Origin of the sequence: Massilia sp. ST3, assembly GCF_018119405.1 — a bacterium.
GTDB lineage: Bacteria > Pseudomonadota > Gammaproteobacteria > Burkholderiales > Burkholderiaceae_D > Telluria.
The window spans coordinates 36602-58975 of the sequence record NZ_JAGPWC010000016.1; the positions used below are offsets into that span (position 1 = coordinate 36602).

19 protein-coding genes are annotated in these 22374 nt (G+C 66.9%); 1 reads left to right on the top strand and 18 read right to left on the bottom strand.

Going from position 1 to position 22374, the window contains the following annotated elements:
- Positions 1 to 197: 197 nt before the first annotated feature.
- Positions 198 to 1526 (bottom strand): amidohydrolase family protein, encoded by a 1329-nt coding sequence (locus KBW98_RS07580; RefSeq protein ID WP_211519516.1) that lies wholly within the window; start codon positions 1524 to 1526, stop codon positions 198 to 200.
- Between the two features lie 82 nt (positions 1527 to 1608).
- A complete protein-coding gene (locus tag KBW98_RS07585) occupies positions 1609 to 3258 on the bottom strand; it encodes a M28 family metallopeptidase (protein WP_229429042.1) in 1650 nt (549 codons plus the stop codon).
- 144 nt (positions 3259 to 3402) lie between these two features.
- Here KBW98_RS07585 and KBW98_RS07590 point away from each other — a divergent pair, with 144 nt between their 5' ends.
- Positions 3403 to 3852, top strand: coding sequence for a nuclear transport factor 2 family protein (locus KBW98_RS07590; protein WP_211519518.1), 450 nt, complete (start codon positions 3403 to 3405; stop codon positions 3850 to 3852).
- 72 nt (positions 3853 to 3924) lie between these two features.
- On the opposite strand, the gene KBW98_RS07595 is transcribed toward KBW98_RS07590, so the two are convergent.
- The 16 genes from KBW98_RS07595 to KBW98_RS07670 all read right to left on the bottom strand — a co-directional run bounded on the left by KBW98_RS07595 (position 3925) and on the right by KBW98_RS07670 (position 22308).
- Positions 3925 to 4704, bottom strand: a complete 780-nt coding sequence (locus KBW98_RS07595; protein ID WP_211519519.1) for a PEP-CTERM sorting domain-containing protein — start codon at positions 4702 to 4704, stop codon at positions 3925 to 3927.
- Between the two features lie 260 nt (positions 4705 to 4964).
- On the bottom strand, positions 4965 to 7040 hold the full coding sequence (locus KBW98_RS07600; RefSeq protein ID WP_211519520.1) for a M13 family metallopeptidase: 2076 nt from the start codon (positions 7038 to 7040) through the stop codon (positions 4965 to 4967).
- Between the two features lie 141 nt (positions 7041 to 7181).
- On the bottom strand, positions 7182 to 8321 hold the full coding sequence (locus KBW98_RS07605) for a branched-chain amino acid ABC transporter substrate-binding protein (RefSeq protein ID WP_211519521.1): 1140 nt from the start codon (positions 8319 to 8321) through the stop codon (positions 7182 to 7184).
- A 50-nt stretch (positions 8322 to 8371) separates the two neighbouring features.
- Complete coding sequence (locus KBW98_RS07610) at positions 8372 to 8581, bottom strand: DUF2945 domain-containing protein (RefSeq protein WP_211519522.1); 210 nt, start codon at positions 8579 to 8581, stop codon at positions 8372 to 8374.
- Positions 8582 to 8682: 101 nt separating this feature from the next.
- Entirely contained in the window at positions 8683 to 9600 is a 918-nt protein-coding gene (locus KBW98_RS07615) for a class I SAM-dependent methyltransferase (protein WP_211519523.1), read from the bottom strand.
- Between the two features lie 622 nt (positions 9601 to 10222).
- Positions 10223 to 11284 (bottom strand): chemotaxis response regulator protein-glutamate methylesterase, encoded by a 1062-nt coding sequence (locus tag KBW98_RS07620; protein ID WP_211519524.1) that lies wholly within the window; start codon positions 11282 to 11284, stop codon positions 10223 to 10225.
- Positions 11285 to 12085, bottom strand: coding sequence for a protein-glutamate O-methyltransferase CheR (locus KBW98_RS07625; RefSeq protein ID WP_211519525.1), 801 nt, complete (start codon positions 12083 to 12085; stop codon positions 11285 to 11287).
- Positions 12086 to 12089: 4 nt separating this feature from the next.
- On the bottom strand, positions 12090 to 12593 hold the full coding sequence (locus KBW98_RS07630) for a chemotaxis protein CheW (RefSeq protein WP_211519526.1): 504 nt from the start codon (positions 12591 to 12593) through the stop codon (positions 12090 to 12092).
- Positions 12594 to 12602: 9 nt separating this feature from the next.
- Positions 12603 to 14237: a methyl-accepting chemotaxis protein gene (locus KBW98_RS07635; RefSeq protein WP_211519527.1), complete on the bottom strand. Its 1635-nt coding sequence runs from the start codon at positions 14235 to 14237 to the stop codon at positions 12603 to 12605.
- A gap of 58 nt (positions 14238 to 14295) precedes the next feature.
- The gene (locus KBW98_RS07640; protein ID WP_211519555.1) at positions 14296 to 16425 is read right to left on the bottom strand and encodes a chemotaxis protein CheA; all 2130 of its coding nucleotides are present in this window, start codon (positions 16423 to 16425) and stop codon (positions 14296 to 14298) included.
- A 6-nt stretch (positions 16426 to 16431) separates the two neighbouring features.
- Complete coding sequence (locus tag KBW98_RS07645) at positions 16432 to 16728, bottom strand: lipid asymmetry maintenance protein MlaB (RefSeq protein WP_211519528.1); 297 nt, start codon at positions 16726 to 16728, stop codon at positions 16432 to 16434.
- 14 nt (positions 16729 to 16742) lie between these two features.
- Positions 16743 to 17111, bottom strand: coding sequence for a response regulator (locus KBW98_RS07650; protein ID WP_211519529.1), 369 nt, complete (start codon positions 17109 to 17111; stop codon positions 16743 to 16745).
- A gap of 8 nt (positions 17112 to 17119) precedes the next feature.
- Complete coding sequence (locus KBW98_RS07655) at positions 17120 to 18292, bottom strand: methyl-accepting chemotaxis protein (protein WP_229429044.1); 1173 nt, start codon at positions 18290 to 18292, stop codon at positions 17120 to 17122.
- 377 nt (positions 18293 to 18669) lie between these two features.
- Positions 18670 to 19959, bottom strand: a complete 1290-nt coding sequence (locus tag KBW98_RS07660; RefSeq protein ID WP_229429045.1) for a GGDEF domain-containing protein — start codon at positions 19957 to 19959, stop codon at positions 18670 to 18672.
- 306 nt (positions 19960 to 20265) lie between these two features.
- The gene (locus KBW98_RS07665; protein ID WP_211519531.1) at positions 20266 to 21135 is read right to left on the bottom strand and encodes a hypothetical protein; all 870 of its coding nucleotides are present in this window, start codon (positions 21133 to 21135) and stop codon (positions 20266 to 20268) included.
- 9 nt (positions 21136 to 21144) lie between these two features.
- Positions 21145 to 22308 carry a hypothetical protein gene (locus KBW98_RS07670; protein WP_211519532.1) on the bottom strand — a complete coding sequence of 388 codons (1164 nt, stop codon included), beginning with the start codon at positions 22306 to 22308 and terminating at the stop codon, positions 21145 to 21147.
- Between the last annotated feature and the right edge of the window lie 66 nt (positions 22309 to 22374).

Consider the following 22374-nt stretch of genomic DNA (forward strand, 5'->3'; position numbering starts at 1 on the left):
AGCTTGGTTGAGGTCCTTCGGGGCTGGGAAGGGATGCTGCGGTGGGGTCTTGGGAAGCCACCGGATCGCGGCGCCGTCTTGCGGGACGGCGTCACACGATGCGGCGAAATGTTACCACGAGGATATATTCAGTTCACTCGAGAACCGAAAATGTTCGGCAAGTGTTGCTCGGGCGCCGCAGGCCCGATGGTCGGGTGTCAACCCTCGTCCTTGACGACCTGGCCACCCTTCATGACGAAGGAGACGTTCTTGAGCACGTTGACATCGGCCAGCGGGTCGGCGCCGACGGCGATCAGGTCGGCGTGCTTGCCCGGTTCCAGCGAACCGGCCGTGGCGCCCACGCCCAGCAGCTCGGCGGCGTTGACCGTGGCGGCCTGGATCGCCTGCGCCGGCGTCATGCCGAATTCGACCAGCAGTTCGAACTCGTCGGCGTTGCGCCCGTGCTTGGAGACGCCCGCATCGGTGCCGAAGGCGATCTTCACCCCCTTCTGGTGCGCCATGCGCAGCGCCTTGCCGGTCACGCCGATGCGCCAGTCGATCTTGGCCCGCACCGCCGGCGGATAGGCGTCCGGGTTATTGGCGATGCGCTCCTTGTAGCCGTTGACCGTCGACAGGGTCGGCACGTAGTAGGCGCCCGACTTGAGGTAGAGCTTGACCCCGGCCTCGTCCAGCAGGGTGCCGTGCTCGATCGAATCCGCGCCGGCGGCCAGCGCAGCCTTGATGCCTTCGTCGCCATGGGCGTGCACCGCCACCTTCTTGCCGTACAAATGGGCGGTGTCGACCAGGGCCTTGACTTCGTCGTCGAAGATCTGGCGGCCGACGCCCGCGCCCACCACGCTGTTCACGCCGCCGGTGGTGGCGATCTTGATCACGTCCACGCCGCGCCCGATCTGGCGCCGCACCGCCTTGCGGCAGCTTTCCGGGCCGTCGCACAGGTTGTCCTGCGAGACCCCGTGCTGGACCCAGTCCGCGTAGCCGAGCCGGCCGTCCATGTGGCCCGAGGTGGTCGAGATCGGCGCGCCGGCATCGAGGATGCGCGGCCCCTGCACCCAGCCCTTGGCGATCGCGTCGCGCAAGGCCAGGGTGACGCCTTCGTTGCCGTCGCCCAGGTTGCGCACCGTGGTGAAGCCGGCGCGCAGGGTCTTGAGGGCGTTCATCTGGGCCTCGTAGGCAAAGGCCGCCGGGCTATCGGTCACCCCCGCCAGCTGGCCTTCCTGGCCGGCGCGGTCGCTGGTCAGGTGGACGTGGCTGTCGATCAGGCCCGGCAGGACGAAGCGCGTGCGCAGGTCGACGATGCGGGCGCCCGCGTACTTGTCGGCGCCGACGAAGCCGTCCAGCACCGCTTCCACCTTGCCGTCCCTGAGCACCAGGGTCGAGGGACCGCGCGGGGCCTTGCCCGGGCGGTCGAGCAGGCGCCCGGCCTGGACCAGGGTGATGGACGAAGATGCGGCGGACGAAGGCGCGGCCAGCGCGGCGGGCGCTGCCAGGGTGCTCGCCAGGGCGGCGGCGATGCAAGTGCGAAGCATGGTGTTCTTCATGAATGCCTGAACGGAGAGATTGATTGAAAACGCCACCTCGAAAGGTGGCGTTGGGGACTGGAACCCGGGCTTACTTGCGTTGAGATGCGGACTTGTCGCGCGCCGCACGGAACTCCGAATCGACCGACCAGTTCGGCCAGGCCGTCGAATTGGCCAGCTCCGAACCGACCGCGTACAGCACGCCGAGGTCGCGCGCCATGCCGGTGAAGGTCCAGGCCGGATCGAATTCGTCCGAAGGCTGGTGGTAGTTCTTCTCGGTGTAGGCGGTTTCGGCCGCCTCGCCCGCCTGCACCCCGCCCTCGATCCAGTCGTTGCCGGAACCGAAGGACAGGGCCGGCACGCCGCGCTTGGCGAAGGGGAAGTGGTCGGAACGGAAGAAGTAGCCCGCTTCCGGCTTCGGGTCCGGCGACAGGCTGATGTCCGACTGCTTGGCCTTGGCCACCAGGCGGTCCAGCAGCTCGAGCTTGGCGCTGCCCGAGATGTTGAAGTTGCGCGCCGGGCCGCGCGGGCTGAGCGCGTCCATGTTGATCACGCCCACGGTCGAGGCCAGCGGATACAGGGGATTCGAGGCGTAGTACTCGGAACCCAGCAGGCCCTTCTCTTCCGCCGTGACGGCCAGGAACACCACGCTGCGCTGGGGCGCCGGCGCCTTGCCGTAGGCGCGCGCCAGCTCCAGCATCGCGGCGATGCCGGTGGCGTTGTCGATCGCGCCGTTGTAGATCTTGTCGCCCGTGGCGTCCGGCTGGCCCACGCCCAGGTGGTCCCAGTGGCCGCTGTAGATCACGACCTGCCTGGGCTGCTTGCTGCCTTCGCGGATCGCCACCACGTTCTTCGACTTGATCACTTGCGTGTCCACCGCATAGTCGGCCGACAAAGTGACACCCTTCAGCGCCACCGGCTTGAAGCCGCGGGTCTGGGCCTGCTTCTTGAGTTGTTCGAAATCGAGCCCGGCGGCCTTGAACATGCCCGCGGCGAGGTCGCGCTGGATCCAGGCTTCCATCGGCGCGTGCGACTTGCGCGGCTCCTTGCGCACCACGTCGTACATCACGTTGGTGTTCGAGTTCTGCACCGTCGGCCAGCCATAGGAGGCGGGCGCGGTCTCGTGCACGATGATGGTGCCGAGCGCGCCGCGGCGCGCCATCTCTTCGTATTTATAGGTCCAGCGGCCGTAGTAGGTCATGGCCTTGCCGCCGAATTCGCCCTGCCCGGTCTCGAAGTCCGGATCGTTGATCAGGACCACGGCCAGCTTGCCCTTCAGGTCCATGCCCTTGAAGTCGTCCCACTTGCGTTCCGGGGCGGTGACGCCGTAGCCGACGAAGACCAGGGGCGCATTCTTGAACGACACCTGCTTCAGGCCGCTCATCGAGGCGCGCACGGCCATGTCGGGGCCTTGCGCCAGCTCGCGGCTGGCGCCGCCTTCGGTCAGGGTCAGCTTGACCGGGCCCTTGATCTCGAAGCGGCCGAGGGGCACGTCCTGGGTCCAGGCGCGCTGGCCGCCTTTCAGGTCGCCGCCCGGCTTGAGGCCGGCGGCCTTGAATTGCTGCACCAGGTAGTCGACGGTCTTGTTCTCGCCGGCGGTGTTCGGGCCGCGGCCTTCGAATTCGTCGGAGGACAGGACTTTCACGTCCTGGGCCAGGCGCTTGGGATCGAAGGCGGGCGCCTCGGCGGCGTGGACAGCCACCGCGGCCAGTCCGATCAGGAAAAGGGGTGCGTTTTTCAATGCAGTCTCCATTGCAATAAAAATGGCAAGATGGCCACATTATCATAGGTCTCGTCGCGTGTGACGGGGTTCTCCTTGACGGCCGCACTTCCTGGGACATACTGAAGGACGCACCCTTCAACGCACCAATGCAAGGAGAGCATCATGGACGAGCAAAAGAATACCGAACTGATCCAGCAAGCCTACGCCGCCTACGGGCGCGGCGATCTCGACCAGGTCCTGGCCTGCATGGAAGACGAAGTCGAATGGGAACTGCCGGACGTGCCCGGCCTGCCCTTCACCAGCAAGCGCCACGGCTGCGAGCAGGTCGCCGAATTCTTCCGGATGCTTGGCGAGATGCAGACGGTGCGCGAATACACGCCAAAGCAATTCATCGCCCAGGGCGACAAGGTGGTGGTGCTGGGCCATGGGGCATGGACGGCCAGGGACACCGGCATGGATTTCGACAGCGACTGGGTGCACATCTTCACGCTGAAGGACGGCCGCATCGCCGCCTTCCGTGAATTCCTGGACACGAACATCGCGGTCGAGGCCTTCCAGTGCTACCCCGCCGGCGCGGGAACCCGGAGCTTCGGCAGCCCATCGCCCCATTGAATCGGCGCCACAAGTAAAAACGCCAACCCGGCGGGTTGGCGTTTCCTCATCCTTGCGGATGCCGTGGCTGGCTCAGGCCGAGCGCTGCTTGCGGCGGCGTGCGGCGATCAGGCTGCCGGCGCCCAGCATCAGCAGTGCGGCGCTGGCCGGTTCCGGCACGTCGGTCGGCGGCGGCACATCGCCGCCGAAGCCGTCGATGTAGGCATAGCCCAGGTGACCGGTCGGTGCGCAGTCGGCTGCCAGCAGCGAGATGGTGAAGTCGTGGCCCGACAGCGATGCGTCGATCGACAGCTGCTCGATCTGCCATTGCGGGGTGTAGAAGTAGCCGCCGGAAGTGCTGAAGCGGCCGTCGACGCCGCCGCCGCCGTCGTACACGCGGCTGATGAGCAGCGTGCCGGTGGTGTCGTCGCGCAGCTCGATGACCAGCTGGGCCGATTCACGCGGGTCGTGGGCGCCTTCGAGCACGGCTTTCCAGGCGAAGAAGATGTCGGTTTCGGTGTAGTTCAGCACCTTCTGGCTGATCACCGAGGCGTAGCCGCCGGTGGTCGTGTCTTCGGCACGGTAGGAATAGCTGCCGTTGTAGACGGTGGTGCCCAGGGCCGCGCCGATGATCGGGTCGACAGTGCCGGCGGTGATGATCGAGGAACGGGGCGATGGGCCCTCGTATTGCGAGCCGCCCGGCAGGAAGTCGGTCGGGGACAGCGGGTTCAGCACGTCGCCGCGATAGCCGCCGCCGGTGGTCCAGCCGTTGGTGTTGCCGTCCTCGAAGCCGCCGTTGACGAACGGCGCAGCCTGGGCCGAGCCAGCCGCTGCGACGATCAGCAGTGCCGACAGAATTTTGGTGAATTTCATGGTCGATCTCCCATCAGATAGTGACATTAAGTTTTGTAGTGTTACGGGAAGTCACTAAAGCACAAACTGTGCCAGCATGCTATCTGATTGATATCAAATAATAAATTGATCCCCAGTAAAAAAACGTACTTGCGCCTGTTAAATTATTCGACACAGGAAAGTAACCATGTGTCAATATGTTTTTCCTGGAGCAACAAATTCTTGAACCAGGAGCATCGATGCTGCCGGTAGACAAAACTACCGGCAGCAAGGCAAGACTCTCACCAGAAGATCACGCGCTCTGAGGGCGCCAGGTACATCTTGTCGCCCGGCTTCACGCCGAAGGCCTCGTAGAAGCCAGGGTGATTGCGCAGGCTGCCATTGACGCGGAACTCCGCCGGCGAGTGCGGATCGGCCTTGATCTGGGCGATCAGGCTGGCGTCGCGCGCCTTGCCGCGGCGCGCCTGGGCCAGGCCCATGAACAGGCGCTGCTCGGCCGTGAAGCCATCGATCACCGGGCCCGGCCTGCCCTTCAGGTAGTGCTTGTAGGCGCGGCTGGCCATGATGGCGCCGGCATTGTCGGCGATGTTCTCGCCCAGGGTCAGCTCGCCGTTCAGGTGGTAGCCCGGCAGCGGGCTGTAGGCGCCGTACTGGGCCACCAGCACCTTGCCGCGCGCGGCGAACTGCTCCGCATCCTGTTTGGTCCACCAGTTGCGCAGGTTGCCGTCGCCGTCGAACTGGGCGCCCTGGTCATCGAAGGCGTGGCTGATCTCGTGGCCGATCGAGATACCGACCGCGCCATAGTTCACGGCCGGCTCGGCGTTCGCGTCGTACAGCGGATATTGCAGGCGCGCCGCCGGGAACACGACTTCGTTCAGTTCCGGGTTGTAGTAGGCGTTGACGGTCTGCGGCGACATGCTCCACACGCTGCGGTCGACCGGCTTGCCCAGGCGGTTCACTTCGTAGGCATGGCCGAATTCACGCGCGCGCATCACGTTGCCGACCAAGTCGCCGCGTACGATCTCCAGGCCCGAGTAGTCGCGCCACTTGTCCGGGTAGCCGATCTTGACGCTGATCTTCGACAGCTTGAGCTGGGCCTGCTTCTTGGTTTCCGGCGTCATCCATTCGAGCTGCTCGATGCCTTCGCCGAAGGCGGCGAGGAAGTTCTTCGCCATCTCCTCGACCTGCTGCTTGCGCTCGGCCGGGAAGTGCTGGGCCACATAGGCCTTGCCGAGCACTTCGCTCAGGTTGCGGTTGATCTCGGCGATCGCGCGCTTTTCCAGCGGGCGGTTGACCTTGGCGCCCGACAGCACCGCGCCGCGGAAGGCGAAGCTCTCGTCCACGAAGGGCTGCGACAGGTAGGGCGCATAGGCGCTCAGCAGGCGGAACGCGAAATAGGAGCGCCATACCGGCAGCGGCGTCGCGGCGATCAGTTTGTCGAGCGCGGCCAGGTAGCTCGGCTGGCTGACGATCAGGGAATCGATCTTGCCCTTGGCGCCCACGCCCTCGAGATAGGCGTTCCAGTCGAAGCCCGGCATCACGCCGCGCATCCCGTCCAGGCTGACTTTGTTGTAGGCCTTGACCGGGTCGCGGTTCTCGACGGCGCTCCACTGCACCTGCGCCAGCCCGGTTTCCAGCGCCACGATGCGCGCGGCCTCGGCGTCCGCGTCCTTGTGGCCGGCCAGGGCCAGCATCTTCCCGACGTGCTGCTGGTACTTGGCGCGGATGTCCTTCAGGCGCGCATCGTCCTGCGAGAGGTAGTAGTCGCGGTCGGGCATGCCCAGGCCGGATTGCACGATGTCGACGATGTAGCGGGTCGAATCCTTGTTGTCCTGGTGGACCGCCATGTCGAGCGGGCTGCCGGCGCCGATGCGCGAGAAGCGCGCCATCAGAGCCGCCAGCTGGCGCTTGTCCTGCACCGCCGCCACCTTCGCCAGCTCGGCCTTCAGGGGCGCCAGGCCAAGTTCGTTGCGGCGCTTCTCGTCCAGGTAGCTGGTGTAGAAGTCGCCCATCTTGCGGGCGTCGGAACCGGGCGCCGCGTCCTTGTCGGCGGCGGCCTGCTCGACGATCGCGCGCAGCTGCTGCTCGACCTTGTCCTGGGCGATGTTGAAGGCGCCCCAGCTGGAGCGGTCGGAGGGAATCTCGACGTTCTTGAGCCAGGCGCCCTGGGTGTAGCGGAAGAAGTCGTCCTGCGCGCGTACGCCGCGGTCCATCGCCGCGACGTCGATGCCGGACACCGCGCCGGCCGCCGCGGACGGGGCGGGCATCGGAGCCGCGGCACCGGGTTCATGCGCACCCGCGTGGGTGGCAAGGGCAAACAGGCCCGCGATCAAACTGCTGCACAAGCGACGCTTCATCTCTCTCTCCGTGGATGTGTTGTGGGAAACCGGCCGATCCTAAAGCACTGGCGCGGGGCTGCCAAGCGCATTTGGATATGCATGCAACATCACAACAACGCCCGTCAATACAGGCGTTCCACGGAACCAGGCCCCCGCGGCTTACTGCGCGCGCAGCACCTGCAGTCTGGTTTTCTTGCCCTTGCGATAGGTATAGAGGGTCAGCGCGGCGTCGCGCAGGTCGCCGCGCGCGTCGAAGGCGATGGGGCCGGTGACGCCCTCGTGGCGGACCTTCGCCAGCGCCGGCAGGAAACCGGCCGGCGCCGTCGACTGCGCCGCCTGCATGGCGGCGGCGAACACCATCACGGCGTCGTAGGCATAGGGCGCATAGGTCTGCAGCGGGTAGCCGTAGCGCTGCCGGTAGCGCTCGCCGAAGGCGGCGAAAGCGGCCTCGCCCGCCTGGTCGACGCCGCCGGCCACCGCGCACAAGACCTTGTCCTCGCCCAGCGCGTCGCCCGCCAGCTCGGGCAGCTTTTCCGAGCAGACGCCGTCGCCCGCCACCAGCCTGGCCTGCAGGCCGAGCGCCTTCATCTGCTTGAGCATGGGCCCCGCCACCGCGTCCATGCCGCCGTAGAAGATCAGGTCCGGCCGCTGCGCGCGGATCTGGGTCAGGATGGCGCTGAAGTCGGTGGCCTTGTCGTGGGTGAACTGGCGGCTGACGATGGCGGCGCCGCCGGCGGCCTTCACCGCCCGGGCGAATTCGTCGGCCAGGCCCTGGCCGAAGGCGGTGCGGTCGTCGATCACGGCGATGCGCCTGGCCTTGAGCGTGCCGATGGCCTGGCGCGCCAGCGCGCGTCCGATCAGCTGGTCGTTGGCGACCACGCGGAAGGCGGTCTTGTAGCCCTGGCGGGTGTAGAGCGGCGTGGTGGCGGCCGGCGAGATCTGCGGAATGCCGGCGCTGGCGTACAGCTTCGAGGCCGGCACGGTAGTGCCGGAATTCAGGTGGCCAACCACGGCGGCCACCCCGGCGTCGACCAGCTTTTGCGCCACCGCCGTGCCCATCTTGGGATCGCTGCCGTCGTCCTCGGGCTGCAGCACCCAGGCGATCTTCTTGCCGCCGATGACGATGCCCTTGGCGTTCAGCTCGTCGACCGCCATGCGCGCGCCGTTCTCGATGTCCTTGCCGAGGTGGGCGCCGGGGCCGGACAGGGGCGAGGCGCTGCCGATCCGGACTTCGGTCTGGGCGTGAACGAGGGGAATGGCGAAAAGGATGGAGGACAAGCTCAAGACAAATGAACGCATGGGCACTTTCCTAAAATGAATGCGTTCGATTGTACTGCCCGGCTGCCGGATCAGACCTTTTTCAGCGCCTCGGCCTTGTGCGCCGCCTCGGCGCCGGTCTTGTCGCTCACCACCAGGTATTCCGGATGCTCGTTCGAGGCGGCAACGTGGTGGCCCTTGATATCGGTAGGCGCGGTCAGCTTCTTCTTGACCGTGCCGCGCACCACCCCTTGCGAGGAATGCCATTCCACCTTGTCGCCGGCCTTGAACGTGTTCGTCATGATGGTTTCCTGAAAAATAATGAAGAATCCCGCCGTGCTCCCGGAGGAGCACGGCGTATTGGAACATGGATCCCGGGACGCTGTCGCCGCGCCCGGATGCGCTAGTGCAGCGGCGCGCTGCGCTTGCTGACCACCGCTTCCAGGTACTCGGCCGGAATCACCAGCGCCGACGGCCCGCCCGTGTTGGAGCGCTCGAGCAGGGCCAGGACATCCCGCTCCAGGGCTTCCCTGCCCGGCGCGTCCAGGTTGCGGAAGGCCATGTAGGTGGGGCCGTAGAAGTCGCGGAAGATCTGCAGCATGTGGGCGGGCGACTCGAAGCGGAAGTTGAACATCCTGCGCGCGAAGCGGATGTCGGCGGCCTGGGCGCCGAACAGTTCGCGCACATGCTCTTCGGCACCCCACAGCAGCGGCGATTGCAGGCCCGCCGGCGGCGGCACGTGCTTGCCGATGGTCTTGAACAGCTGGCCCAGGAAACCGGTGGGCGTCCAGTTGGCGAAGGCGATGCGGCCGCCCTCGCGCACCACGCGCAGCATCTCGCCGGCCGTGCGCGCATGGTCGGGAGCGAACATGACGCCGAAGGTGGACAGGGCCACGTCGAAGCTGGCGTCGGCAAAGGGCAGCGCCTCGGCGTCGGCTTCGCGGAACTCGACCGCCAGGCCTTCGGCGGCGGCGCGCAGGCGCCCCTTCTCGAGCAGGGCCGGCACGTAGTCGGTGGAGACGACCCGGGCGAAGCGCCGCGCCGCGGCCAGGGTGGCGTTGCCGTTACCGGCGGCAATGTCGATGACCCGCTCGCCGGCGTGGATGTCGGCCGACTCGGCCAGGTTCTCGCCGACGATCTGCAGGGTCACGCCGATGACGGCGAAATCACCGCTGGCCCAGGTTGCCTGCTGGCGTTGCTTGATGGCGGCGAAGTCGGGCGTGGCGCCCTGCGCCGGCTGCGGCGACTGTGGGGAACCCGGCTGCGGACTGGGCTGTGCGGCCGGCTGGGACGCCGGGGGAGGCTGGATCGATGGACTCATGGACTTCTCCTCGAGTAACGGCCGGGCGGGACGCCGGCCAGGGTGTGACCGCCCGGGCCGGATACAGTTCGCGGGGCTTGCGCCGGCCGAAGGCCTGCCCGGCCGCGCCATGCTTTCTTGCCCCGCGCCAGCACCGACCGGGCGCCATGCGTGCTTCATGAAACAGCTTCGACCACAAAAAGAAGAATGACAACCTGGACAATGAAAAAAACCTTCATCGCCCTGGCCGGCTGGTCGGTGTCTGGAAGAAACTGGGTCCCCGCGTTCGCGGGGATGACGTCGGTTTAGTAGCTAGCTAGCAGCATCTGCAACTTCGGACACGTACCTCAGCACGTCATCCCCGCGCAGGCGCACTGCTGTCCGGGATAAGCGATACCTCTGCCTTTGCAGGGGGTTTGTAGCAGAATTAGCAATGTTTGTGCTGCCAGGAGCTAATTTTGAACCATTAGCTCGTCATTCCCGCGAAGGCGGGACCCAAGTCCGTTGCAGGCTGTTAGCGTTTGTTGTGGCTACTCACGCAAACTTGGGTCCCCGCCTTCGCGGGGATGACGATTTTCTGCTAGGTGAAATTATTTCGGACAGCAGTGCGCGCAGGTGGGGACCCAAGTTTGTCCGAACACAACTAGCTTCCACCCCGTATCACCTGCACAATCTCCTTCGCGATCCCCTCCAGCGCCACCGAGCGCTCGACCCCTCCCCGCTTGACCGCCTCCTTCGGCATCCCGTACACCACGCAGCTCGCCTCGTCCTGGGCCAGGGTGCGCGCCCCCGCCTTGCGCATGTCGAGCAGGCCGGTTGCGCCGTCGTCGCCCATGCCGGTCATGATGATGCCGAGCGCGTTGGCGCCGGCGCAGCGGGCGACCGAGCGGAACAGCACGTCGACCGAGGGCCGGTGGCGGTTGACCAAGGGGCCGTCGGCCACTTCCACCACGTACTGGGCGCCGGTGCGGTGCAGCAGCAGGTGCTTGCCGCCCGGTGCGACCAGGGCCCGGCCCGGGATCACGCGGTCGTTCGTAGCGGCCTCCTTGACCGCGATGCGGCAGATGCTGTCCAGGCGGGCGGCGAAGGCGGTGGTGAATTTCTCGGGCATGTGCTGGACGATGACGATGCCGGGCGCCACCCCGGGCAGCGCGGTCAGGACCTGCTCCAGGGCCTGGGTGCCGCCGGTCGAGGCGCCGATCGCCACCACCTGCTCGGTGGTGCGGGTCATCGCCGGCGCCGCCTTGGCCACCGGCAGCATCGCATCCACGGTGTGCTTTTCGACCGGCACCAGGCGCCGCGGGTTGGCGCGCGCCGCGGCCCGCACCGCATGCACCAGCTCGGCGGCGGCGTCGTGCAGGAACTGCTTGAGCCCGAGCCTGGGCTTGGTCACGATCGCGACCGCGCCCGCGGCCATGGCTTCCATGGTGGTCTGGGCGCCCTTTTCGGTCAGGGTCGAGCAGATCACCACCGGGGTCGGGCGCTCGCGCATGATGCGCTTGAGGAAGGTGATGCCGTCCATGCGCGGCATCTCGATGTCGAGCACGATCACGTCGGGCCAGTCGCCGCGCATGCGTTCGATCGCCAGCAGCGGGTCGGCCACCGCATGGCTCACCACGATGCCGGGCGCGGCGTCGAGCAGGGCGGCCAGCACCTGGCGCACCACGGCGGAATCGTCCACCACCAGCACCCGGATGTCCTTCATCTAGCGCTTCCGGTAGACCGAGGGCACCAGCGGCTGCACCGCATCGCTCACGCCATGCAGGCTTTCGGAGTGGCCGATCAGGAAGTGGCCGCCCTGCTTGAGCGGCCCCAGCACCCTCTCCACCACCTTCTGCTTGGTGTCGCCGTTAAAGTAGATCATCACGTTGCGCAGGAAGACCAGGTCGAAGCTGCCCAGCTGCGGCAAGGCCTCGTTCAGGTTCACCTGGCTGAACTGCACGCGCGCGCGCAGGGCGCGCTCGACCAGCAGGGTGCCCTCCTGCGGCCCGGTGCCGCGCAGGCAGTAGCGCTTCAGGTAGGGCTGCGGGATGTGGCGCGCGCGCTCGAGCGGATAGTGCCCGGTGCGGGCGCGCGCCAGCACCCGGGTGCTGATGTCGGTCCCCAGCACTTCCCAGGGCGCCTCGCCCAGGCAGTCGGCCAGCACCATGGCGATGCTGTAGGCTTCCTCGCCGGTGGAACTGGCGGCGCTCCAGACCCGGAAGGGCTGGCCGGCCTGCCTGGCCTCCAGCGCGAGCTCGCGCAGGAACTCGAAATGCTTCGGCTCGCGGAAGAAATAGGTCTCGTTGGTGGTGAGCAGGTCGATCGCCGTCTGCAGCTCGGGCCCCGCGCTGCCGCTGTCGAGCAGGCGGAAGTAGTCGCCGAAGCTGGCCATGCGGTGATGCTGCACGCGCTTGGCCAGCCGCCCGGCCACCAGGGCCTTTTTGCCGGGCGACATGCTGATCCCGGCGGCCTCGTAGATGAAACGCTGGAAGCGGCTGAATTCCTGGTCGCTGAGCGTGACCATGGCTTCAGGCCGCGCCCAATGCGGCCAGTTCGTCCACGCCTTCCGCCGACAGCACGTTGCCGACGTCGAGCAGGATCACGAACTTGCCGTTGACCTTGCCCATGCCGGCGATGAAGTCGGTGCGGATGCGGGCGCCGAAGCTGGGCGCCTTCTCGATGTCGGCGGCCGCGATCTCGAGCACCGCGTTGACGGCGTCGACCATCACGCCCACCACCTGCTGCTCGCCGTCCGCCTCGATCTCGACGATCACGGTGCAGGTGCGCTTGCCGATCGCGGTCGGCGCACGGCCGAAGCGCACCGCCAGGTCCATCACCGGCACCACCGCGCCGCGCAGGTTGATCACGCCGCGGATACAGGCCGGCATCATCGGCACTTCGGTCACGCCGCCGTACTCGATGATTTCCTTGATCGCCAGGATGCCGATGGCGAAGGTCTCGCCGCCCAGCATGAAGGTCAGGTACTGGGCGTTGTCGGCCACGGCCGCCTCCGCCTGTTGTTGTGCACGCATGGGCGCTCCTTAGAAGCGGGCGAAGTGCGCTTCGTCCGGCGCGGCTTCGGCGGCGATCGCCAGGCTGGGCGCGAGGGGCCTGGCGGCCGGCTTGCGCGGCGCGGCCTTGGCCGGCGCGCGGGCCGAACCCGGTGCGCCGCTGTCGCCGGTTCCCAGCTTGAAGAAGGCCATCAGCTGCTGCAGCTGCTCGGCCTGGCTGCTCATTTCCTCCGAGGTCGCCGCCAGCTCTTCCGAGCTGGACGCGTTGTGCTGGGTGGTCTGGCTGAGCTGCATCACGGCCGAGTTGATCTGGCCCACGCCCGAGGACTGCTCTTCCGACGCGGCCGCGATTTCCTGGACCAGGTCCGAGGTCTTCTTGATGCTCGGGACCATTTCGTCGAGCAGGCTGCCGGCGCGGCCGGCCAGTTCCACGCTGCCGGCGGCCACTTCGCTGATTTCCTGGGCCGCCACCTGGCTGCGCTCGGCCAGCTTGCGCACTTCGGCCGCCACCACCGCGAAGCCCTTGCCGTGCTCGCCGGCGCGGGCCGCTTCGATGGCCGCGTTCAGGGCCAGCAGGTTGGTCTGGTAGGCGATGTCGTCGATGATGCCGATCTTCTTGGCGATCTGGTTCATCGCGGCCACGGTTTCCTTGACCGCGGCGCCGCCTTCGACCGCTTCCTGGGCGGCCTTGGTGGCGATGTTGTCGGTGACGCGGGCGTTGTCGGTGTTTTGCGAGATCGAGGCGGTCATCTGTTCGATCGAGGCGCTGGTCTCTTCCACGCTGGCCGCCTGTTCGGTCGACGATTGCGAGATCGACTGCGCGGTGGCGCTGACTTCTTCCGAGGCCGATGCCAGCGAATCGGCGGCGCTGCGCACGTCGGCGATCACGCTCTTGAGCTTGTCCGTCATCTGCTGCATCGCGGCCAGCAGGCGGCCGGTTTCATCCTTGGATTTCACTTCCACGCGCACCGAGAGGTCGCCGGCGGCCAGGCTGTCGGCCACCGCAACGGCGACGCCGAGCGGCTTGGTGATCGAGCGGGTGATGACGAAGGCCAGCAGGACCGCCAGCACCAGCGCGCTGCTGCCGATGCCGACCAAGAGCTTGACGCCGGAGGCGTAGTCGGCGGCCGACTGCTGCAGCAGTTCGGCGTTCTGCGCTTCCTGGCGCTCGATCATGTCGTCGATGGCGTCGATCCACTTGCCTTGCGGGCCGCGCGCCTCGCGCATCAGGACCGCGCCGGCCTCGCTGTTCTTGTTCTCCAGCGCCAGCTGCATCGCCTTGGCGATCAGCGGCGCGGTCTGGGCCTGGTAGTCGTTGATCGAGGCCATGAGCTTCTTGCCCTCGCTCGAGGCGACCAGGGTGGCCAGCTTGTCGCGCAGCTGGTTGTACTCGGCCTGGGCCTTGTCGATCTTGGCGTTCTCGTCGCGGGTCTCGGCCAGGTCGTCGGTGAGGATCATGTTGCGCACCGAACGCGCGGTGACGTTGATGCGGGCGCGCATGGCGTTGCCGAGCGCGATCTGCGCATTGTTCTCGGCCGATTCGTCGAAATTGTGCTTGGTCGCCTGCATGCGGCTGTAGCCGACGAAGGCGATGGCCAGCATCAGGAGCAGCACGACGGCGAAGCTCGCGCCGAGACGCGTGCCGATCTTCAGGTCTTTTAACATGGTGTTTCCTTCTTGCGGTTGAACAGGTGGTTACTGATGATGGATGGATGCTGCCGCGTCATGCCGCCAGCGGCGTATCGTGGCCGACCTGCTTGAGCAGGGCCGGCACGTCGACGATCAGGGCGACTTCGCCGCTGCCGAGAATGGTCGAGCCGCTGATGCAGCTGACCCCGTTGAACATTTTCCCCAGCGGCTTGATCACCGTCTGGAATTCGCCGAGCAGGCTGTCGACCACCAGGCCGGCTTTCCTGCCGCCCTGCTTGACCACCACGATGCTCTCGCGCCGCGCCGGCGCGCCTTCGATGCCGAACAGGCTGCGCAGGCGCACGAAGGGCAGGATCTCGCCGCGCAGGTTGGTGTAGTCGTGGCCGGGTTCGGACGAGAACTCGACGCATTCCTCGATGGTGTCGAGCGGGACTACGAAACTGGTCTTGCCGACCCCGACCAGGAAGCCGTCGATGATGGCCAGGGTCAGCGGCAGGCGCACCGTCACGGTGGTGCCCACGCCCTCCTCGCTGGCGATGTCGACGCTGCCGCGCAGGGCGGCGATATTGCTCTTGACGACATCCATGCCGACGCCGCGGCCGGACAGGTTGGTGACCTGGTCGGCGGTGGAGAAGCCGGGTTCGAAGATCAGCGCATAGGTCTCGCTGTCGCTCAGCACCCGGCCCGGCTCCACCAGGCCGCGCTCGATGGCCTTGGCCAGGATGCGCTCGCGCTTCAGCCCGCCGCCATCGTCGCCGACCTCGATCACGATGCTGCCCGAGTCGTGGTAGGCGTTCAGGCGCACGGTGCCGCGCGCCGGCTTGCCGCGCGCCATGCGCAGCTCGGCCGCCTCGATGCCGTGGTCGATCGCGTTGCGCACCAGGTGGGTGAGCGGATCGGCGATCTTTTCCACCACCGTCTTGTCGAGTTCGGTGTCTTCGCCGCTGACCACCAGGCCGATGTCCTTGCCGATCTCGCGCGAGACGTCGTGCACCACGCGCTGGAAGCGATTGAAGGTGGCGCCGATCTTGACCATGCGCAGCTGCAGGGCGCTGTCGCGCACTTCCTCCACCAGGCCGCTCAGGGTCGAGGTGCATTCCTGCAGCTCGGCGATGCGGTGGCGGCGCGCGATCAGGCTGGCGCTGGCGCCGGCGATGATCAGTTCGCCCACCAGGTTGATCAGGTGGTCGAGCTTGTCGGCGTCGACCCGGACCGAGCGGCTTTCCTGGGCGGCCCGGAGCTCGCCGGCCTGCTTCTCGGACTGCTTCTGCTTGCCGAGCGCGGCGTCGACCACCGCCGGCGGCACGCTGCCCTGCCCCACCAGCACTTCGCCGATCAGGGCGGCGCCGGGACGGGCCAGCGACTGCTCGCGCAAGGCCGCCTCGAGCTCGAGCTCGGTGATGCTGCCGCAGCGCACCAGGATCTCGCCCAGACGCGCCGCGCCTTCCGGCAGGTCGCCGATCAGGCGCACGAACTCGCCGGCCTGCGCGTTGGACGGCAGGATGCCGATGCGGCAATCGTCGCGCACGAAATCGAACACGTCCTCGATCTCTTCCTTGGCGGCGCCACTGGCCAGCGCGATTTCGAATCCGAGATGGCAGGCCTCGGGGTCGAGGTCTTCCAGCGCCGGCACGGCGTCGGGCAAGGTGACCAGGCGCGTGATGCTGCCCAGGCGTTCGAGGTAGCGGATGAAGGCCAGCGGGTCCATGCCGTTGCGCAGCACCTCGCTGCCGAAACGCAGCGAGATATGCCAGCGGGCGCCGCCCGTCGCTGCTGCCGGCGTGTCGACCGGCTCGGCCGCGGGCGCGGCCTGGCCCGGCGCCAGGTAGGTGTCGAGTTGCTCGAGCAGCGGCGCGCCGCGCCGCAGCAGGTCCGGATCGGCGTCCATATTGCCGCCGTCGAGGGCGTCGATCAGTTCGTTGATGTGGTCGCAGCAGCCCAGCAGCAGGGCCACCAGGGTGTCGTCCAGGGCCAGCGCGCCGTCGCGCATGCGGTCGAGCACGCTCTCCACCACGTGGGTGAAGCCGACCACATGGTCGAGGCCGAACAGGCCGGCCGAGCCCTTGATGGTGTGCGCGGCGCGGAAGATGGCGTTGACCGTGTCTTCCTGCTCCCGGTTACCGGTCAACAGGGCGCTCTCCATCTCCTGCAGCAGCTCGCGGCTTTCGAGGATGAAGGTGTGCAGTGCGTCGTCCAGGTTGATCATGGCTCAGGCAATCGTCAGGGAATCGCCGGCGGCGCCGGCCAGGTCGATGAGGGCGAACACCTCGCGCACCGCCTCGCTCGGCGCCAGCAGGCGCAGCGCCTTGCGCCCGGCGTGCGCGCTCTTGCCGGCGGCCAGCAGCAGCTGCACGCCGGCGGAGTCGAGCTCGGTGACCGCGGAGAGGTCGATGTCGAGCGCCGCGGCGCCGTCGAGGGCAGCCAGCAGCTCCTGGCGCAGTTCGGCGGCGCGATAGATGCTCAGCTCGCCTTCGATGCGCAGGATGCGCGGGGTAGTAGCGTTCATGGTCGGAATGGAGATCAGGCCAGCACCAGTTTCTGCACGGCGCTCAGCAGGATCTCGGGCTTGAAGGGCTTGACCACCCAGGCCTTGGCGCCGGCGGCCTGGCCCTGCTGCTTTTTGGCCGGATCGGATTCGGTGGTCAGCATGATGACGGGCGTGAACTTGTAGGCCGGGATCTGCTTGACGGCCGCCACGAAGCTGATGCCGTCCATGTTCGGCATGTTGACGTCGCTGATGATCAGGTGGACCTTTTGCCCGGTCAGCTTGGACAGCGCGTCCTTGCCGTCGCGGCCCTCGATCACCTCGTAACCCGCGCCCTTGAGCGCAATGCCCACCACCTGGCGCAGCGAGGCGGAATCGTCGACGATCATGATGGTCTTTGCCATGGTATTTCCTAGAAAAATGTGACTTCGTCACCCTGTGCGGCGGGAAGGGTGCGTCCCGGTTGTCCTGTCTGTCCCGTATGGATGGCGCGTTCCTCGGCCATCGCATAGGTCTTTTCCAGCTCGGCCAGCAGCACGCCCGCGTCCAGCGGGGTCAGGCTGTCGTTCTCGCGCAGCACATGCGGCAGGCGCGCGATGTTGTCCTTCACGTGCGACATGATCTGGTTCACGCGGTCCTGGAACTGCAGCTGCACCAGGGCTTCGCCGACCTCGTCCTTGATGCCCAGGCTTTCGTTCTGCATCTGCTCGGACGAGGCCACCAGCGCGTCGGTCACCTGGCGCAGGTCGGCCAGCACGGTGTCGATCACGGCTTCCGAGCCCGCCATCGCCACGCGGTCCTGCTGCACCGATTCCTGGGCCGCCCGGCAGGTGGCGATGATGGCGTCGTTGACCAGGCCCACCTTCTGGGCGATGCGGCGCCCGGTGTCGCCCGATTTCTGCGACAGCATCCGCACCTCGGCCGCCACCACGCCGAAGCCGCGCCCCATTTCGCCGGCGCGCGAGGCTTCGATCGCGGCGTTCAGGGCCAGCAGGTTGGTCTGGGCGGCGATGCTCGCGACCTCGTCGGCCATGGCCTTCAGTTCCGACACGAACTGCGCCAGGCCTTCGACCTTCTCCAGCATGGCCGCCTTGCCGGCGGTGGAGGACTTGAGCGAGCTGACCACCGAGCACAATTCCTTCTCGCTGGCGGAAAACACCGCCACCAGGCCGTCGCCCCGCCCGTCCGCATGGGTGGCCGCGCTGGACGCGTGCACCGCATGGTCGAGCTTGTCGACGATGCCGGCGAAGCGCTCGGCCAGCGAGGACACGGCGCTTTCCATCTGGCTCATCGAGGAATCGATGTGGGCTTCCCACACCGGCGCCAGCTGTTCGCCGAAGCGCTGGCGGCCGGCCAGGTAGTTGTCCACCGCTTGTTGCGCGCGCCGCTGCGACGCCGCCAGGCTCGCGCCCAGGCCGACGCCGGCGGCGCCTAGCAGGACCGCGGCCGCGCCGCCGGTCCAGCTCCAGCCGCCGCAGGCGAGCACGGCGCTGCCGCCGGCCAGGCCCAGCAGCGCGGCGCACAGGCTCGAAGACGGCATGCGCCAGCGGCGCGCGGAAGGCGAAAGGGCTTGGGGAGCGGGCATGGTGGTCCTTTGCGAGGGTGCGTACAGCAGTGCGGAAATTCTGTTAAACGTGACATGACGTTAATCCACATGTTGCAGATCACACGTCAGGGCGAAGTCTAGCGCTTTCCGTACGGCAATAAAATAGCGAAAGGATTAAGCACAGCGCCATATCACATGGTGGGAATTGGTGAGAATGCGCCTATGACGGAAGGCCCTGCGCCTGCCGTTTTCCTATGACGCGGCGCGTGCGGCGGAAAGCCGCCGGCGGCCCGTTGGAGCGGCCGGCAAGCTGCGGCGGTGCGGGAAATTTTTTTTGAAATGTGGCCGGAACGCGACAGCGTGGCGTGCGCCGTTCTGTTCCGTCAACACGCCGGGCGGCGTCTTGCCAAGTGCGCCTAGCCGGGCGTCCCGGCCTCGGCGACCGGATGGGTGCAGACCTGGTTGCGTCCGTTCTGCTTGGCCACATAGAGCATCGCATCGGCGCGCAGGAACAGCTCGTTCTCGCTCTTGTACTCGGGATAGGCGGCCAGGCCGCCGCTGAACGAGAAATGGCGCACTTCCCCGGGCGCGACCTCGAAGGCGACGTCGCAGAAGGAGCGCCGCATGGCGTCGAGCCGGCGCCGCCCCTCCTCCAGGGTGGTGTCCCAGAACACTACGACGAATTCCTCGCCGCCGAAGCGGCTCAGCAGGTCGCCTTCTTCGACGTGCTGGGCCAGCGCCAGCGACAGGCGCTTGATCACGATGTCGCCGAAATGGTGGCCCCAGGTGTCGTTGATGGTCTTGAACTTGTCGATGTCGACCACGCCCAGGGTCAGCGGGCGGTCCTCGCGCGCCGCCTGGCGCACCAGTTCCTGGGCCTTCTTCTGCAACCCGACCTTGTTCAGCAGCCCGGTGGCGCGGTCCTTGCCGATCAGGTCCTTGTTGACGCGGATCTTGTCGGCGCGGTTGATCAGCTGGCCGGCCAGCAGCACCGGTTCGGTGGCCTGCATGATGGCGTCGAAGCCGCCGGCCAGGGCGCGACGGGTGAGGCCGGCGTCCAGGCGCTGCTGCAGCAGCACGATCTCGCGCACCGGATCGGCCTCGATGTTCTTCTTGAGGATGCGGACGATGGCTTCGTTGCGCTCGAACTCGGCCTCGGTGATCAGGACCATCTCGGGCTGGACGTCCTTCACGCGCAGGTGCAGGGTCTGGGCGTCCTGGTGGCGCATCAGCTCCAGGCGCCGGCGCAGCAGCGCCTCCTCGTCCAGGCCGGCCACCTCGCCCAGCACCATCAGGCGCACCAGGTCGCCGCGTTTTTTCTGGATGAAGAGATTGAACAGCTTGTCGACCAGGACGTCGTTCGGGATCGGCTTTTCGGCATAGGCCAGGCAATTGCTGTCGACCAGGCGCTGCTGCAGCAGGAAGCGGCTGCCCTGGCGCGCGCTTTGCAGGTAGACGTAGCTGTGGTTCGCGGGCAGGCGCTGCAGCAGTTCGCCCAGCATCAGGGTCTTGCGCCTGTCCTCCATGTCCGACTGCATGTTGTGCAGGGCGTCGAGGTCGATCACGTACAGGCCGTTGCCGGTGTCGGCCTCCACGGCAGCGACAAAATCTTTGATCTCGCAGTAGAACCGGAAGTCGAAATCGTACTTGTGGGCGTGCAGCTGCAGCTCGTGCTGGTTATCCTTGATCGTAAAGTTCTGCGACAACAGCAGTACGTGATTCCGGTAAAGCGGCGCCTCGCTCGTCATGTTCCGTCAGCTTTCATCGTGATGGCCGGCGGCGCTCGCCGCACGGTCAGACAGAAGCATGCCGATCAAACCAGATGAAAGCAAGAGAAACCCATGCGGCATGGAGGCAAGCATCTAAAACTTGCCGCATGGAACTACTTTCGACTTGGAGCGCCTAACAGAACCTTCCGGGCAAGGGATGCGGCCCGCCGACGCGGAGTCGAAGACAGTACGACTGTACGGCGAGACGACGCAACGCAGCCATGGAGGTTCTTCTAGGCGCTCTTAGGCTGCGACCTTGAAGGCGGTATAGATGTCGCGGCTCCAGGACACGTTGCGCTGGCCGCTGACCAGGCGCGCGAAGTCCTTCAGCATCAGCCAGCGCGCATTGCCGCTCGGGTAGCAGTTCAGGTAGCGGCGGTTGTCCTTCTCGCCCGAGCGCCATGGGGTAGAGATCAGGGTATGGCGCTCGGTGGCGGTAATCTGCTTCAGGGTCGGCACGTAGTGGCTGGTGTAGACCGGGTCGAAGTAAGGCGTGCCGGCGCGGCTGCCGCCGTAAACGATGGGCACGTTGGCCGCCATCGCGATGATGTGCTTGACCGGCAGCGCGCGCAGGGCTTCGAGCTCGGGCGAGCAGCGCTCGTTATTCGACAGCACCAGCAGCGGCGCGTTCTTGGACTGGGCCAGGTAGACGTGGATGTTGCTGCCGAAGCTGGAGAAAGGCTGGTCGACGAAGTCGCCGAACATGTATTCGAGCGAGGCGATCAGGGGATCGACGGTGCCGAAGGCCGGCCGCCCGGTCATCAGCTTGCCGATCGAGCGCAGGCCCGAGAAGCGTCCCACGTGGTGCTGGTTGCGGAACACGGTCTCGGCTTCCTCGTGGCACAGCGATTCGATGCTCACCTTGTTGCGCCCGGTGGCGAAGGCCATGAAGCCGAACAGCGCATACACCGAGCCCGAGAACGCGTGGATCTCGCCGAAGCGCGCCAGGCGCTCCATGCCGATGGCATTGAGCACGATGTACTGGCGGGTGAAGCTCGGCCCGGTGCTGTCCAGCAGCAGGCAGGAGCTTTCCGGGGCGTGGCGGGCCAGGTCGTCGCCGATCTCGGCCACGACACGCTTCTTGAGCGACAGGATATTGGCTGGAACTTGCATGATGTGTCCTTAGTAGATGAAAACGACTTCCGCGAACGCGACGGTGTTTTTCTTGATGCTGCCAAAGAAACTCTCTTCCCTGCCCCTGAACACATCGGCCCCGGCCGAGAACTTGATGTGGTCGGAATAGCGCACGTTGACCCGCGGACGGATGGCGTAGTCGTGTTCGCGCAGGTTCACCATGCCGACCAGCTCGTAGTCGACGCGGTCGTTCCACAGGCGCTGTCCATAGCGCACGGTGAAGCCGTCCTGATACTTGTGGAACTGGTTGTTGGCGATGCGCAGGCGGCGGCGCAGGGCTTCTTCCGCCGCTGTCACGTTGCCCAGCACCGGCGCTTCGCCGAAATGGCGGAAGAAATACTGGATGCTGGCGGTGGCCGCGTGCGGCAGGTTGGTTTCCACGCCGGCGATGCCGTACCAGTGCGACAGGCGTCCATCGGTCGTCCCGTAGCGGGTGTCGCGGAAACGCAGGCGCGCCAGCTCGCCGCGCAGTCCCCACTCGCCCACGGTGGCGGCGCCGTCCACGCCGAAGGCCCGCAGCGGCGCGTAGCCGCGGCTGGCGCCCAGGATGCGCCCCCCTGCCCCGCGCACCAGCTGCAGCGAGCGCAGTTTTTCCAGGCCGTCGAAATACGAGACCGACCAGTCGAAGGCCTCGCCCGTGCGGTCGAACTTGAGCGCGTATTCCGTTTCGTCGTGGTGCGGGCGCGCCGGCAGGCCAAGCTCGTTGTTGTCGCTCGGCCCCTTGCTGGGCCGGAATCGCTTGGCGACCAGGCTCAGGCGACCAGCCTCGCCCAGCTCGCGGATCACGCTCAGCGCGGGCGCGCCGATGCGCTGGGTCTCGTCGACCGCCAGCGGCGAGGTGTAGTCGCGCGCCGTCACGTTGTCGGTGGGGTTGACGCGGTCGGCCCGGCCCCAGGCCACGATCTGCGGGCCCAGGCGCACCTGGGTTTCCTCGCCGTCCCACTGCAGGTAGGCTTCGCGCAGCGCGGTGCGGGTGTCGTCGCCGCGTTCCTGGGGAAACTGGTAGACCGTGCCGTCGACCTTCAGGCGCACACTGTCGGACAGGCCGGCGCTGGCGCTGGCGGCGAAGGCGCGCGCCAGCACGCCGTGGCGGTCGTCCAGCACGCGGTTGCCGCTCCAGGCGCCGACCGACAGGGCGGCGTTGAATTGCACATCCTGCGCGGCCGCCGGCGGCGGCACGGCAGGCAGGACAAAAAGGGCCGCGAGGGCGGCCCGGAG